This window comes from Psychrobacillus sp. L4 (assembly GCF_042944905.1).
GTDB lineage: Bacteria > Bacillota > Bacilli > Bacillales_A > Planococcaceae > Psychrobacillus.
Genome location: NZ_CP168496.1, coordinates 987,789 through 1,003,292 on the forward strand (window position 1 = coordinate 987,789; position 15,504 = coordinate 1,003,292).

11 protein-coding genes are annotated in these 15,504 nt (G+C 36.0%); all 11 read left to right on the top strand.

Annotated features, from left to right (window positions below; translation table 11 throughout):
• Positions 1-12: 12 nt before the first annotated feature.
• The 11 genes from ACEPXG_RS04620 (at position 13) to ACEPXG_RS04670 (ending at position 15,003) form a co-directional block, all read left to right on the top strand.
• Positions 13-1,605: a 7-cyano-7-deazaguanine synthase gene (locus ACEPXG_RS04620; RefSeq protein ID WP_391207976.1), complete on the top strand. Its 1,593-nt coding sequence runs from the start codon at positions 13-15 to the stop codon at positions 1,603-1,605.
• On the top strand, positions 1,602-2,672 hold the full coding sequence (wecB, locus tag ACEPXG_RS04625) for a non-hydrolyzing UDP-N-acetylglucosamine 2-epimerase (RefSeq protein ID WP_391207977.1): 1,071 nt from the start codon (positions 1,602-1,604) through the stop codon (positions 2,670-2,672). The genes ACEPXG_RS04620 and wecB overlap by 4 nt, the downstream gene beginning before the upstream one ends.
• Before the next feature lie 200 nt (positions 2,673-2,872).
• Positions 2,873-4,171: an O-antigen polymerase gene (locus ACEPXG_RS04630; RefSeq protein ID WP_391207979.1), complete on the top strand. Its 1,299-nt coding sequence runs from the start codon at positions 2,873-2,875 to the stop codon at positions 4,169-4,171.
• Positions 4,168-5,283 carry a glycosyltransferase gene (locus tag ACEPXG_RS04635; RefSeq protein ID WP_391207981.1) on the top strand — a complete coding sequence of 372 codons (1,116 nt, stop codon included), beginning with the start codon at positions 4,168-4,170 and terminating at the stop codon, positions 5,281-5,283. The genes ACEPXG_RS04630 and ACEPXG_RS04635 overlap by 4 nt, the downstream gene beginning before the upstream one ends.
• A complete protein-coding gene (locus ACEPXG_RS04640; RefSeq protein WP_391207983.1) occupies positions 5,280-6,344 on the top strand; it encodes a glycosyltransferase in 1,065 nt (354 codons plus the stop codon). Before ACEPXG_RS04635 ends, ACEPXG_RS04640 begins: the two co-directional genes overlap by 4 nt.
• Positions 6,345-6,434: 90 nt before the next feature.
• Positions 6,435-7,298, top strand: coding sequence for a UTP--glucose-1-phosphate uridylyltransferase GalU (gene galU, locus ACEPXG_RS04645; protein ID WP_391207985.1), 864 nt, complete (start codon positions 6,435-6,437; stop codon positions 7,296-7,298).
• A 13-nt stretch (positions 7,299-7,311) separates the two neighbouring features.
• Entirely contained in the window at positions 7,312-8,529 is a 1,218-nt protein-coding gene (locus ACEPXG_RS04650; protein WP_391207987.1) for a glycosyltransferase family 4 protein, read from the top strand.
• 83 nt (positions 8,530-8,612) lie between these two features.
• Complete coding sequence (locus ACEPXG_RS04655) at positions 8,613-9,656, top strand: LCP family protein (RefSeq protein WP_391207989.1); 1,044 nt, start codon at positions 8,613-8,615, stop codon at positions 9,654-9,656.
• Positions 9,657-10,203: 547 nt separating this feature from the next.
• Positions 10,204-12,735 carry an SH3 domain-containing protein gene (locus ACEPXG_RS04660; RefSeq protein WP_391207991.1) on the top strand — a complete coding sequence of 844 codons (2,532 nt, stop codon included), beginning with the start codon at positions 10,204-10,206 and terminating at the stop codon, positions 12,733-12,735.
• Positions 12,736-12,750: 15 nt separating this feature from the next.
• Positions 12,751-13,467: an SH3 domain-containing protein gene (locus ACEPXG_RS04665; RefSeq protein ID WP_391207993.1), complete on the top strand. Its 717-nt coding sequence runs from the start codon at positions 12,751-12,753 to the stop codon at positions 13,465-13,467.
• The gene (locus ACEPXG_RS04670; RefSeq protein ID WP_391207995.1) at positions 13,468-15,003 is read left to right on the top strand and encodes a SpoIID/LytB domain-containing protein; all 1,536 of its coding nucleotides are present in this window, start codon (positions 13,468-13,470) and stop codon (positions 15,001-15,003) included.
• The last annotated feature ends 501 nt before the right edge of the window (positions 15,004-15,504 follow it).

Below are 15,504 nucleotides of genomic sequence, written 5' to 3' on the forward strand. Positions count from 1 at the left end.
TGGTGATAAGACATGGAGAAAAAATGTATAACTAACCTGAGACATAAAGAATTTTATCCTATAAAAGGTGTGGGGTATGAAGGTTTTTTTAGAGGTTATTTTTACTATAAAAATCAATATGTCACCCATGAAAACTTTGCAAATCTATATGATGATGGGGCAACTCCGGATCCCGCGGTTTGGAATGGAGAATTTGCGCTCATTTTACAAACGAGCAATGAGATCGTTTTAGTAACAGATAAAAAGAGATCTATTCCATTGTTTTATACGTTAAATGAATCAAATGCTTGGATTGTACAAGATCACCTTGAACCAAATTCTACTATGTCCATTCAGAAAGTTGCAGAAGAGGAACTTTTATTAGCTGGCTTTGTTGCGGGTGAAAAAACATTATTTCAGAATTGGTATCAGTTGGAAGTTGCTTCTATAGTTCATTTAAAGGAGCGAGCATCCAAGTATTCATATTATTCGTATGTAATAGAAAAAGAAAATGACTCAGTCGACGCTTTTGCTGAGGAGCTAGCTCATATTTTAAATAAAGTATTTGATGACTTAGTAGTAAGATTGGCGGGACGAAAAATTGTTCTTCCTTTAAGTGGTGGATATGATTCTCGAATTATTGCATTATTATTAAAAGATAGAGGACTCTCTGATTCTATTATTACCTTTACGTATGGCAGACCTGGTAATGGAGAAGCTACAGTAAGTAAAGAAATTGCCGACCGCTTAGGATTAAAGTGGAAATACTTTGCCTATGACAAAGCAATGTGGGAAGAACTTTATAAATCGAAATTATGGAAAGATTATGTTTTATACGCAAGCAATGGAACATCGGCTGCGCATTTACAAGATTTCCCTAGTACTAAGTTATTGGTGGAAGAAGAGTCCTTACAAAATGCAGTTTTTATGCCTGGTCATTCACTAGATTTTTTAGGTGGAAGCCATTTACCATATGAAGCGATTCTTGATAAAGAGTTTACAACGAAGGAAGTAGTAGATTTTATCGTTCTTAAACATTTCCGATTATGGCAAAAAACTGGTGGGATAAGTTTTACAAATAGTGATATTTTTAATTCAGTTACGAAAGATGTATCAGATTACACAAATCTTACAAATGAGCGAGTAACGTCGATTATGGATGAATGGAACTGGAAGGAAAGACAAGCAAAGTTTATCATTAACTCTGTTCGAGTGTATGAATACTTTGATCAGGATTGGTCTATGCCGTTATGGGATGATCGATTAATTTACTTTTTTAGTAAAATCCCAGTGGATTTAAAATATAAGAAGTATTTATATGATTATACATTGCATAAAATGTATCCTGATTTTTATCCATTACCTCAAAAGCCAGGACCCGAAAATTCATTGAGAAACAAATATGGATTACTTTATCCTTTATTGCGCAAAATATATCGAAAGAAAAATCTTTACCGCAAATATTTTGATGAGCCAATGGAATGGTTTGGAATTTATCCTACATATAAACAATATGTAGATTCCTTAACTTTTAAAAAAGATGGTCAAAAATATAGTAATCCGTATAATATAAATTCGTTTATTGTAAAAGATATGATAGAGATGATGAAGGAGATAACAAAATGAAAGTTCTAACAATATTAGGAGCAAGACCTCAGTTTATAAAAGCAGCTGCAGTTTCACGTGTTATACGTGAAGAAGAAGTAACAGAACTCATTGTTCATACAGGACAACATTATGATGCAAATATGTCTGATATCTTCTTTGACGAGTTGAATATTCCAAAACCAGACTATCATTTAGGAATTGGTTCTGGAAATCATGGAAAACAGACTGGTGAAATGTTAGCTAAAATTGAAGAAATTATTTTAAAAGAGACTCCGGATTTTGTGCTCGTATACGGGGACACTAATTCTACGCTAGCAGGTGCACTTGCTGCTGCGAAACTGCATATTCCAATAGTACATATCGAAGCAGGTCTTAGAAGCTTTAATATGAAAATGCCGGAAGAAGTAAATCGTATTTTAACGGATCATGTTTCAAGTTTGCTTCTTTGTCCAACAAATACAGCTATCCAAAACTTAACAAACGAAAACATTATGAATGGCGTTTATAATATTGGAGATGTTATGTATGATGCAGTCTTATACAATAAAACACTTGCTGAATCTACTTCTACTATTTTGGAACGGGAAGAATTGCAATCAAAAGACTACTTATTAATTACGATTCACCGTGCAGAAAATACGGATGATGTCGATCGTATGAGATCAATTCTTGATGCATTTAGTCAAATACCAGACAATAAAGTGTGGCCAATTCATCCACGTACGAAGAAAATATTAGAGGACTATGGGTTCCAGTTGGATCAAATTCCTAATTTAAAAGTAATCGAACCAGTTGGCTATTTAGATATGTTGTCATTAGAAATGAATGCAAAGAAAATTGTCACGGATTCTGGCGGAGTTCAAAAAGAAGCTTATTTTGCAGAAGTGCCTTGTATAACGGTTCGCGATCAAACAGAATGGGTGGAAACGCTAATAGAGGATGCAAATATCCTAACTGGAACGGATACGACTAAAATAGTGGAAGCTGTACAAAAGCAGGTTTCACCGTCTTATACTCCTGTATTTGGAGATGGAAAAACAGCAGAAAAAGTATTAGCTTTACTAAAGGAATATTCAGCTAAATGAAGCTGAAGCCTCCGGTGGATGCCCCATATTTTTATCGAGCGGGCTCGATAAAAATATGGGCGCAATTACGCCGAGGGTAATTGATGAAAATAAAGTAGGTGTGAGCATTGTTAATTTTTAGCATATGGCTCTTTACGGTGGTGGCTTCCACATACCTTTTCCATAAGGTTTCTGGAAGCCTTTCCCTTGTAAAGCCAAATATGATTTCTATCATATATTATTATTCTTTCCTTATCTCCAGTTATATTGGCGGATTATTAATTGCACTAGGAATAGATGATTATTACATGATCAAAAGAATGGACCATGAAGAATATCGAATTATTGGATTTATTTTATTGACAATATTAATGATTTTGTTCCCACTTACGCAATTAGTTGTAGGAAGACTTTTTGGTTTTAATGCGCAACTAGAATATGATCGATACCTACATGAACCTGTTCGTACAAGTGTAGATAAGAATAAAACCGTTTTTCAGCTAGCATTTCTTGCTCTTTCAGGTATTTCAGTTTTGGCTATTGCCTACACTTTTCTGAAGACCTCCAACCTTCCAATTTTAGAACTGTTAAAAGGGAATACATCAGAACTAGCGAAGATGCGGATAGATGCATCGAGAGGAATTAGCGGAATTGCTGTATATATACGGAATATATTTGGAATTGCTTTAACACCAATATTATCGATTATTGCGTATGTTTATGCTGCCAAAACGAAAGAGTTGTTTTGGAAGGCTCTTTTCTTTGTATTATTTATATCGTCTGTTTTAATTTCTACATATGATTTAGCGAAATCTCCTATTTTCTTTTATTTCATCATGTTAATACTTGCAATGGTTTATTCAAATAACTTAAAGCTTAATTGGAAGAAAATAAGTGGCTATTTAGTAGCTGGAATTATCCTTTTAGTCATCATGTATATTGCTATTCAAGGTGTGACGGAAGTCGGAAGCTTCTTATCTTATAATACGGGGCCGATTGGAAGAATTATTTTAGCGCAAATTGCACCTTTTTTCTTGCACTTGGATACTTTTTCACATTCGATTCCTTTACTTGGGGCTAAGGGATTACCTTCCTTTATCATTGGCTTTTTTGACATCGAACAAGTACGCTCTGCTCGTATGGTTATGGAAAATGTTTTCCCTGGGAATGTGGATAAGGGTACTGGTGGTGTATTAAATACAATTTTCTTAGGTGAAGCTTTTGCTTCGTTTGGTTATATGGGTGTAATGGCGGCAATTGTTTACATTGCCACTATCATTCAGCTCCTTTATATTCTCTTAATCCGTTTACGAAAAACACCAGTTGTTATTGCACTATTTGTGTATTTCACGATTAATATTCCAAGGACACTTGTCGGGGGAGTTTCAGATTTCTACTTTAACCCAATTTGGGTGATAATGACCGTTGTTTTAGCTGGATTATTTATTCTAGAACAATACTTTATGGTAATTTGGAATTTTCTTATAAGCAAAGTGAAGAAGAAAAGAGTGAAAGTATGAAGAATATAATTATTTATTATCCTTTTACAATTGCTACCAATCCTAAAAGTGGCTCTGCCATACGTCCAGTCGAAATGTTAAAGGCATTTGAAGTATATGCGGACAAACATGGACTAGAGATTATCGTCATTTCTGGAACTACTAAGGAGCGACGAATGCTTTGGAATAAGGTTGTAGCAGAGAAAAAATACGAGCAGACGATGTTTTGTTATTCCGAAAATCAGACAATTCCCTTATGGTTAACAGATCCAGGACATATACCAAAAGACTGGAAAATAGATAAGGATGTCTTTAAAACTCTAAAGAAGTATCATGTGCCAATAGGTATTTTTTACCGAGATGTATATTGGAAGTTTGATGAATTGTATTCGCTAAGAGGACTAAAAAAGTTCGTTATGCAAACTATTTATAAAATGGAAGAAAATTTATATGGAAAATATATGCATACTATATTTTTACCAAGTGATGCGATGGGGAAATATGTAAATATAAACACTGCTAAAATGGCACTTCCTCCTGGCGGTCGATTTACGGAAATCCATACGGATAGTAAAGTTATTCAGCAACCTTTCAAAGGAATTTATGTTGGTGGTATTAATAACGATGATTACGGACTTCCTACATTAGTAGAATCATATGATTTGTTAAATAAAGACAGTGTTTTAGGCGAATTAATCATCGTTTGCCGTGAAGAAGAATTTACTCAGTTAAGCAGCTTGGATAAGGAAAAATTAAGTAAATCGTATATTACATTAATGCATGTGAGTGGTGCAGAACTGCAACAAGTGTATGAGGAAGTGGATTTTGCTTTTATTCCAAGAAAAAGATCGATATACAATGATTTCGCTGTGCCGATTAAGTTAGTGGAATATTTAACAGCTGGACTTCCGATTATTGCTACGAACTGTTCGGCCCAAGAGGATTTTATACAGTCAGGTCCTTATGGGATTATAACAGGGGATGATGCAGCAAGTCTTGTCCAAGGAATGCAATCGATTGAGCCGCATTTTACAGAATTTAAGCGGAATATTCAACAATCTTTCTTACAAAAGCATGCATGGAATGAACGTGCCGAACAAGCGGCGCATGCGCTATTAGGAGGCAAACAATGAAAATTGCATTATTAGCTCCAAGTAAATCGATCCATACGCATAAATGGGCATTGTTTTATCAATCTCAAGGAATCGATATTAAAGTGTATACATTTAAAGATCATTATTCCGAGGACAATGCAAAGCAAATACCGACAGAAATTCTACCGAAAGTATTGCCAGGAAAAGCTTCCTATTTAGCAGCTGCTCCAGCCTTGAAAAAGATGCTCAAAGAATGGAATCCAGATGTATTACATTCTCACTTTGTATCAAGCTATGGTTTATTAGGGGCCATGGTAAACTATAAAAAGTATTTTGTTTCGGTATGGGGAAAAGATATTTTTGTGTTTCCTAAAAAAAGCAGGCTTAACAAGAAGTTAATCGAATTTACGTTAAATAAAGCAACTGCTATTTGTTCAACCAGTCATGTTATGGCAAAAGAAACGAATCTGTATACAAATCGTCCGGTAGAAGTAACTCCTTTTGGGGTAGATATTGAACAATTTTATCCATCGTCAACCATTGCAGAAGCTGATGAGAAAATCATTGTAGGGACTGTAAAAGGTTTAGAAGATAAATACGGTATCGCTGACTTAGTAAGCGGATTTGCTTTATTTCACAAAGAATATCCAAACTCAGAACTTCTTATTACTGGAGAAGGTCCACAAAGAGCGGAATACGAAGAGCTTGCAAAAAATATGGGGATTGAAAAGGTAACAACATTTACAGGAAAAGTACCGAATACGGAAGTACCAAATGTAATTCGTAAAATGTCCATTTTTGCTGTACCATCTACAGAAGATAGTGAAAGCTTTGGGGTTGCAGCAGTAGAAGCTATGGCTTGTGGCGTTCCTGTTGTCGTATCAAATGTAGGAGGTTTGCCAGAAGTAGTCGTGCAAGATGTAACTGGAATTGTAACCGACAAAAATAGCCCAGAGCAACTAGCTACTGCATTTAAAAAGTTGGCTAGAAATAGTGAGCTAAGAGCTACGATGGGCAAAGCTGGAGTAGCTCATGTAAAAGAGCATTACAGCTGGATTGATAATGCACATTATATGCTTTCATTGTATGAAAAATATTAACAGACCGTTGACAGAGCAGTTCCAAAAAAAATCCTGCTCATCAAGGACATACATTTCAAGACAGTCTGTTAAATGAAAAGGTGATTGGACATGATAAAAAAAGCGGTAATTCCTGCAGCGGGTTTTGGGACACGTTTTCTTCCTGCTACCAAAGCATTGCCAAAAGAAATGTTACCAATTGTAGATAAACCAAATTTACAATACATTATCGAAGAAGCAATTGCTTCTGGAATTGAAGACATTATCATAGTGACAGGACGCAACAAAAAGTCAATGGAAGATCATTTTGATAAGTCAATCGAATTAGAACTTCTTTTGAAAAAAACGGGTAAACTAGAATTGCTAGAAACGGTCGAAAATATTTCTAACCTAGTGGACATTCATTATATGCGTCAAAAAGAACCGCTTGGATTAGGACATGCCATACTATGTACGAAAAAGTTTATTGGCAATGAACCATTTGCAGTCCTACTTCCAGATGACATTATTGATGCAGAAGTTCCTGCTTTAAAACAGATGATTGATAAGTATGAGGAAGTCCACAGTAGTATTTTAGGGGTAAATGAAGTTCCAACAGAAGATGTCCATAAATATGGCATTGTCGACTATAGTGAAGCAGAAAACAACTTGTTTTCAGTCAAAAGATTAGTTGAAAAACCTTCTATTGAGAATGCCCCATCCAACCAAGCAATTGTGGGACGTTACATTTTAACTCCTGCCATCTTCGAGGAGTTGGAAAAAGTTCAACCAGATGTAAAAGGTGAAATACAGTTAACAGACGCAATTGATTCATTATTAAAGAAAGAATCTATTTACTCTTACATATTTAATGGAAAACGATATGACGTTGGAGATAAATTGGGTTTTTTACAAGCAACTTTTGATTTTGCATTAAAGCGGGACGATTTAAGAGAACCACTACTTGCATACTTGAAGAACAAATTGAGAGAATAAAGCGGTGATAGCTATGCGTATTGTATATTTATGTCAACATTTTCCACCTGAAACTGGAGCTCCACAAATCCGTGTATATGAGGTTAGCAAAGAACTATTGGCACAAGGTCATGATATTCAAGTAGTCACTGCTTTCCCTCATCATCCACATGGTGTTATTCCGGATGAATATAAAGGAAAGAAATATGAATTTGAAAAGTGGGATGGTATTCCAGTTCATCGCACATGGATTTACCCTTCGAAAAAGGGAACTTTCTATAAACGTTTAGTGTCTTATTTTTCATTTACATTTAGTTCATTTTATGGGCTAATGAAAGCTGGGAAAGTAGATGTTATTATCGTCAATTCACCTCCCATCTTTTTAGGGTTAACCGGCTTATTAAGTGCCAAAATTAAGGGAGCGAAATTTGTATTTAACGTAGCGGATGTTTGGCCAGAATCGGCAGTAAAACTAGGGCTTGTAAAAAATAAGTTTTTTATTAAGCTTGCGGAAATTTTAGAGTCTTTCCTTTATAAGCATTCTTGGAAAATAGCAACTGCAACAGATGGTATAAAGTCCTATATTATAAATCATTCTCAGCCTGAAGATAAAGTTTTTGTCTTACCAAACGGTGTAAATACGACCTATTTCCAACCGGCTGAAAGAGACGAAGCTTACGTAGAAAAATTTGGTTTACAAAATAAGTTTGTTTTTTCTTATGGTGGGAATCTAGGATATGCACAAGGCTTGGAGTTTATCTTATATGCAGCTAAAAAAATGCAGGAAACCTTGCCACAAGTGCATTTTTTGATTGCTGGAGCTGGTCCAGAAGAAGAAAAGCTTCATCAGTTGACGGAAGAGTTGGGACTTATGAATGTTTCATTTTTAGGTCATCTTCCTTTAAAAGAAATGCCAAAATTGTTTTCTGTAACAGATGTTAGTATTGTACCTTTACGTGATTTGAAATTATTTGAAGGTGCACGACCATCGAAGATTTTTCCAGCAGCATCTTCTGGTGTTCCAGTGCTTTATTGTGGAAAAGGAGAAAGTGCTGAAATTATTTCTAAAAATGGAATTGGTCTAGTTGCGACACCTGAAAACGTAGATTCCATTGCACATACAATGTATGAATTTGTCGAGATGAATGAAGAAGATCGCAAGGAAATGCAAGCAAATGGAAGAAGTTTAGCGATAAATGAATACAGTTGGTCATCCATTGTAAAAGATCTATTGCATAACCTTACGAAATAGTAATTGTCTTTTTGATATACATGTCGAAAAAATTTATGTATAATTGGTGAGATTATATTTTATAAGTAAAGTAGGTAATTAATATGGCTACTTCGCGTCGTATAAAACGCAAATCCAAGACGAGAAGAAAAATTTTATATACGGTACTAATTGTTTTAATGGTTATGCTTTCAGGTGTTATTGTTTTTGCAACTAATTTATCTTTGCAGACGAAAAATGCAATAACAAAAATGTATCAACCTTTGGATAAGGATATAGATAATAAGAATAATTCTACTAAAAAGTTTAATAGTGCTAAAGCGGAAGACTCTGCTTTTACAATGCTAATAGCCGGAATCGACAATCAAGAAAAGGCAAAGTATGGTCGTTCGGATGTTTTAATGGTAGCAACTGTTAATCCGAAAACGGAAAAAATATCGATGGTAAGTATTCCACGTGACACGAGAGTTTATATACCTGATTTAAGATATGAGGATAAAATCAATCATGCTTATGCATTTGGGGGCATAAACTATACGATTAATACAGTGGAAAAGCTTTTAGATATTCCAATAGACTATTACGTTTCAACGGACTTCCAAGGATTTGAAGATATTGTTAACACGGTTGGCGGGGTAGATGTAGACGTACCATTTACGTTTAAAGCCCAACTTACTGGTAGTTTAAAATGGATGACCTATTCAAAAGGACCTATGTTCTTAAATGGTAATGAAGCACTAGCTTATGTCCGGATGCGTAAAAAAGATCCTCAAGGAGACTTGGGACGTAATGAGCGACAAAGAAAAGTTATTCAAGAAATTATTAATAAAGCTACAAGCTTAAGTAATATTACGAAAATCGACGATATGATTAAAGACGTAGGAAACAATGTGAAAACGAACATCCCTTCCTCCGAATACTTTAGCTTGATCAAGATGTACCAAAAAATAAAATCATCTCCAATCGAGCAATTACAACTCGAAGGGAATGATGATACACGAAAAGGTATCTATTACTACATTCTAAAAGATGATTCACTCGAAGAAGTTAAACGACAACTGAAACTAAATCTAGATGACTTCGGGCAAAATGCACAAAGCGAAATAAACACAACTAAATCAGTAAATGATTTAACAATCGGCGAGTAAAACGAGTAGGTCGCAATGACCATTCGTTTTACTCTTTTTTTGTAGAGTTTTCTGAATTGGTCACTGTGCCCGGGAAATTAGTCTCGGGTTCGAGGGAGCTGGTCTCGGCTTGGTTCGAATTAGTCTCGGCTCTGCACAAACTGGTCTCCGCATAGCTCAGATTGGTTTCGCATACCTCGAATTTAGTCTCGAAGTGCCAAAAAAAGCCCATTTTATGACACTGAGCAAGCATTAAATATGAGTTGGTCTTGGCTCTGCTTAAACTGGTCTCTGCTAAGCTCAGATTGGTCTCGCATACCTCGAAATTAGTCTCGGAGTGCCAAAAAAGTCCATTTCCCGACATAAGAACAAGTCCAAAAATTACTTTTTTCTCGGCTATAATTCAAAATATTGTTTATTTAATCTTATAAAACCACTATTTAGGTAATATTTATTACAAATATTTATATTACATTGTTGTAACATTGGTTTTAATTACATTCGTTGGATTGTTTTATCTAATTTTGTCTATTAAAATGGAAGAAATACACGTTTCAAGGAGGAACAAATGAAAAAAGTAATAGCATCTTCTGTTTTAGCAACTTCTGTCCTTTTGCCAATCAATGTTCTAGGGAGCACTCCAATATCAACTTACGCAGCCTCAAGTCAAACGGTTGTAATAGATCAACTTGTCGGGAAAAAAGCTTTACTTACGGCTGAAAACGTCAATGTAAGAAAAGGAGCTGGAACCGAGTTTAATAGTATTTCTAAAATACATACAGGTCAAATTGTCTCCGTTCTTGCTACTGAAAAAAATAGTAAAGGCGAGATTTGGTACAAAGTTTCCTATAATTCTACAGAAGGTTGGATCATTAGCGACTTTTTGAAAGCAGCAACTACTGCTGTAAAAAGTAGCACTACAACTTCTGGTACTTCTTATGCGGGAACAACTCAAAAAATAGGGAAAAATGCCGCAAATATGAGAAGTGGTGCAACAACTTCTTATAAAGTAGTAGCTACAATTCCAGTAGGCACTTCATTGAAAATAGTAAGTGCATTTACAAATGCTCAAAATGAAGTATGGTTTAACGTAGATTACAAAGGTAAAAAAGGTTGGGTGACATCTGACTTATTCGTGTTGAATGCAACTGCTGGAGAAACAGCGACATCGATGAAAGTAGTCAACCAAACAACGATTCATAAAGGTGCTACTAAAAATTATGATATCGTATCTACTGCTAAACCTGGAACAACGCTTGTAATCCATCAAGAGTTTACGAATGCCTTGAAAGAAAAATGGGTTCAGGTAACGTATGCTAGTGGAAAAAAAGGGTGGATGCTTGCATCTGCTTTTGAAGAAGCGTCTATTTCAAACAAAGTCGTAATTAAACAAACTTCCGTATACTCAGGTGCGACTAAGAGCTATAAAACGGTTGCGACGTTAATTGTTGGAACAAAACTCTCGATTCACCAAGAGTTTACAAATGCTTCAAAAGAAAAATGGTATCAAATATCCTACGCGGTTGGGAAAAAGGGATGGGTTCCTGCAGAAGCATTTGAAAGTGTTTCAGCAATTCCTGAAAATCCATCTACCGAAACACCACCAGTAGATGAAAACGCTCATGTAGTAATAGATACGAATATAAAAGTTTCAGTACCAGTTGCCAATATGCGTTCGGGCCCAGGAATTGACTTTGATGTTGTGACACAATCCAAACAAAATGATGAATTTTTATCATCCGAATATGCTGCAGATGTAAATCAAGAAAAATGGTATAAAGTGAATACTAATGCAGGTGAAGCTTGGATACATCAATCTGTTATTTCCATCGTAGAAAAATCGGATGAAACTCCAGATTATGATGAAACAGGGGTAATTAAACGATTCAATGCACTAATGTATATGGATAGTTCCTATAATTCTAAAGTAATACTAGGATTACCAAAAAACACATCCTTTACTATGATCAATCAAATAATCTCTGACGGAACTTCTTGGATAAATATTCGAACATCTCAAGGCGTTGAAGGATGGATTCCAGATTTTGAAATGAATGATGATATTCCAACGATGTTTGGCACGAAAACTTCTACTGTTTATAGTGGAGCAAATGAAACATCTAAAAAAGTGGATACAATTAATTTGAACACTCCTGTAAGAGTATTACGTACATTAAATAATTGGGTTAATATTGAAACGCAAAGTGGAAAAAGAGGATGGATTCAAGCATCTTTATTATCTAACGGATCACCAATTCAATTAACAAATGGTAAAACAGAAGTGAGAAATGGACAAGACTACCTTGTATGGTCTAAACCATCTAAATTTAAGTTGTCCTACACAATGCCATCATCCAATGTTTTAAGAATTTATGGAAATCTATCACAAATTAATGAGATTAAATCAAAAGTTACTGGTGTCGACAGTATGAAAGTCGAACAGGTAGCTGGTGGTACATCTGTTTTATTAATAACATTCAATGCTAATTATACGTACACAATTCGAGACGCTGATAAAGAACTGACGATAAAAGTAGTTCCAAAAGGCTTAGTAGGAAAGAAAATTATTGTGGACGCGGGGCACGGTGCAAAGGATCCAGGGGCTGTAGGTCCTAAGAAGACAAAAGAAAAAGATGTAACGCTTGCGACAGCTAAGGCATTAAAAGCAGAGTTAGAGGCTGCAGGAGCAACAGTTGTCCTAACGAGAAGTACAGACGTATTTTTGGAATTAAAAGAGCGTACAGATATTGCCAATAAATCAGATTACGATGCATTTATAAGTATTCATGCAGACTCATTTAATGCAACTTCTAAAGGAACTACCACCTATTACAATGCGACCGTAAACTTTAATGGTCCGAAAAGCTTAACGCTTGCAAAGAGTATTCAATCCGATTTAGTAAAAACAATTGGTACTTACAATAAAGGCGTTAAAGAACAACTTTTTTATGTCAATCGTATGAATGAGCTTCCTTCTGTATTAGTAGAACTAGCATATATATCCAATCCTACTGAAGAAGCACAATTAGCTTCTGTAGCGTTCCAAAAGAATGCAGCTGCAGGAATTCGAAAAGGTTTAGAAAACTATTTCAATCAATAAAAGGGAGGAAGGTATATGATGAAGAAAAAATTTATAGGTGCAATTGCTACTATTCTAGGTCTAAGTTTAATAGTTTCTATGTTTATTCCTACATCTACAAAAGCGGACACCAATTTACTATTAGCATCTGTTGAGTGGGTACAAGCGCAGTTAAATCCATTACAAACGAAAGTAACTGCTTTAGAAAAACAACTTACAGAACAAGAAGCAATGATTAAACAATTGCAAAAAGCAGTGGCTGAAGGAGGTAACGTGGTTGTTACTCCTCCAACTACCACTCCTTCCGTGCCAGATGCGTCTACAGATTCTCCAAAAGTAGTATATACATCTGCTAGTAGTGTAAAAGCGTATAGTGGCGCATCACGTGATTATAAAGTGTTAGCAACTTTTGGAGCCGATAAAGCGCTGACTGTCGTGGATCAATTTAAATCAGCTACTGGATTATGGTACCGTGTGGAAATATCTGCTACTGCAAAAGGCTGGGTATTTTCAGGAGATGTCACAATAACTAAGCCTACTAGTTCTATACCCTCAAATGTAGTAGCTAAACAAGCAGTAAACGTAAGAAAAGGTGCAACTACAAATTATCAGTCACTTGAATTGGTTGCAAAAGGAACCACCTTAAAATATTTAGGTTCATTCAAAAATGCGAATGGCGAAACATGGTACAATGTGCAAACCGCAAAAGGAACAAAAGGTTGGGTGCTAAGTACGCTAACTGAGGTGAAATAAATGTTCAAAAAAGGATTGACCATTTTATCAGTAGCGATACTTAGTTTATTAACAGCAAATACTGCATTTGCATATTCACAAGAAAGTTATCCAAAACAAGTGTCCGTGGAAGTACATTCTGCATCTTCTACATCGCTCAATTTAAATGGTGTGTACAAATTAGAAAACTTAACAACGAAAGAGATGTTCTTTGCATTACCAAATACACCGGTTACTTTCTCGCAAGTAAATGGGGAAGTCTCCATCTATCAAATAGGTGCTACGATGTATTCTGCAAATGGATATGCTTTACATGCTTTAACTGGCAATGAAAAAATGGTCGTGTTCACTGCGGATGTAGAAGGTAAAAAAGGTGCTACTGCAGATTATGAAGTAGTAAAAGCATACAAAGCATTTCAAGGTGCATACTTTGTAAATGAATTTACGAATGCAGATGGTGAACTTTGGTACTCCGTTACAGATGAACAAGGCGTTTCTTCTTGGGTACCTTCTTCAAGTGCTACCGTTGGATCCGTTGTAAATCAGCCTCTTGGTAAGACACCATCTGGGACACAGTACCGAGGCAGCTTTAGTGTTGTAAAATCCGGTGCAAATGTACAAATTGCCAACAGACTGGATTTAGAAAACTATTTAAAAGGTGTTATTCCGAACGAATCTCCTGCTTCTTGGCATATTGAAGCATTAAAAGCACAAGCAGTTGCCGCACGAAGCTACACATTAAGTAAATCTGGAATATTAAGTAGTACAACAAAAGATCAAATGTATAAAGGGTATTCTTCGGAACAAAAGAGTACAAATTCAGCAGTGGAAGCAACAACTGGTTTAGTAATCAAATCTGCTGGAAAGCTAGTACAAGCTTATTATTACTCTACCAGTGGTGGCAGAACTGCCAATATTGGGGAAGCATGGGATACTGCCCAAGTGCCATATTTTGTCTCTGTAGATGATTCAATTGAAAAATCTCCCTATAGTAATTGGTCCGTCAGCATTCCCGCTTCCAATATTTTAACGAAGTTTGGATTTAATGCATCTACTGATCAATTACTAGATGTGAAGATTACAAAAGGTGGTTCTAACGGAGAAGTTACGGCTGTATCGATTGTAACTTCTGCTGGAGAAAAAACGATCAAAGGTAATGAAACAGTCATGCGCGGTGTATTTTTAGATGCCAACAATGCATCTTTAAAATCAAACTGGTTTGAAATTAATTTCACAAAACCATCTGGTACAGCAAACCTTGCTATACAGAAAGTAACTGGCTCAACCGCAGTTAATTCTTTAACCAATATGCAAGTTCAAACAGCAACCGGGATCGAGACGATACCAAGTGGCTCTGTCGCAATTCAAACGAAAGAAGGAATTGTCTCCACAACAGCATCAACTCCTGGCATCCAATCGATTACCGTAAACGGAAAAGGCTACGGCCATCGAATCGGCATGAGTCAATACGGTGCCAAAGCCCGCGCAGATGCCGGCTGGACATATGACCGCATCCTTAAACACTATTACCAAGGCGTAACAATCGAAAAGTACTAACAAAAAGGTGACCAACTTAACTTGGTCACCTTTTTTGTATAGGTCGAAATTTACATTAAATGGTTAAGGGAGACCTAATATGGGGTGAAAGCAACCAAATTAGTATGGAAAGCAACCAATTGGTCCATGAGAGCAACCAATTCAAACAAAGAGCAACCAATTAGTCCGGGAGAGCAACCAATTTACTCGTAAGTCCGCCAACTGGGCAAATTCAGATGGTTCAGCATAGAAGCAGTGGTATTAATTGTAACAAAATAACGATAAATGGCTGAACGAGACCAAATAGCGTGAAATCGAGACCAATTCACCCCAAGCCGAGACCAAATAGCCAGGACCCGAGACCAATTCAAAGTTTGCATTAAAATTAAGGAATTAAATGGAAATAAATAACGATAAATGGCTGAACAAGACAAACAAGCCCGCAAACGTGGCAAACTGACTAGAGTAAGCGACTATCCACCTCCGAACGTATAAAAAAACCGTCTCTTAGTCTAAATGCAA

Excerpts from the sequence above, each read along its gene's own strand:
- ACEPXG_RS04620 (WP_391207976.1), top strand. The coding sequence starts at position 13 with ATGGAGAAAAAATGTATAACTAACCTGAGACATAAAGAATTTTATCCT.
- wecB (WP_391207977.1), top strand. The coding sequence starts at position 1,602 with ATGAAAGTTCTAACAATATTAGGAGCAAGACCTCAGTTTATAAAAGCA.
- ACEPXG_RS04630 (WP_391207979.1), top strand. The coding sequence starts at position 2,873 with ATGATTTCTATCATATATTATTATTCTTTCCTTATCTCCAGTTATATT.
- ACEPXG_RS04635 (WP_391207981.1), top strand. The coding sequence starts at position 4,168 with ATGAAGAATATAATTATTTATTATCCTTTTACAATTGCTACCAATCCT.
- ACEPXG_RS04640 (WP_391207983.1), top strand. The coding sequence starts at position 5,280 with ATGAAAATTGCATTATTAGCTCCAAGTAAATCGATCCATACGCATAAA.
- galU (WP_391207985.1), top strand. The coding sequence starts at position 6,435 with ATGATAAAAAAAGCGGTAATTCCTGCAGCGGGTTTTGGGACACGTTTT.
- ACEPXG_RS04650 (WP_391207987.1), top strand. The coding sequence starts at position 7,312 with ATGCGTATTGTATATTTATGTCAACATTTTCCACCTGAAACTGGAGCT.
- ACEPXG_RS04655 (WP_391207989.1), top strand. The coding sequence starts at position 8,613 with ATGGCTACTTCGCGTCGTATAAAACGCAAATCCAAGACGAGAAGAAAA.
- ACEPXG_RS04660 (WP_391207991.1), top strand. The coding sequence starts at position 10,204 with ATGAAAAAAGTAATAGCATCTTCTGTTTTAGCAACTTCTGTCCTTTTG.
- ACEPXG_RS04665 (WP_391207993.1), top strand. The coding sequence starts at position 12,751 with ATGATGAAGAAAAAATTTATAGGTGCAATTGCTACTATTCTAGGTCTA.
- ACEPXG_RS04670 (WP_391207995.1), top strand. The coding sequence starts at position 13,468 with ATGTTCAAAAAAGGATTGACCATTTTATCAGTAGCGATACTTAGTTTA.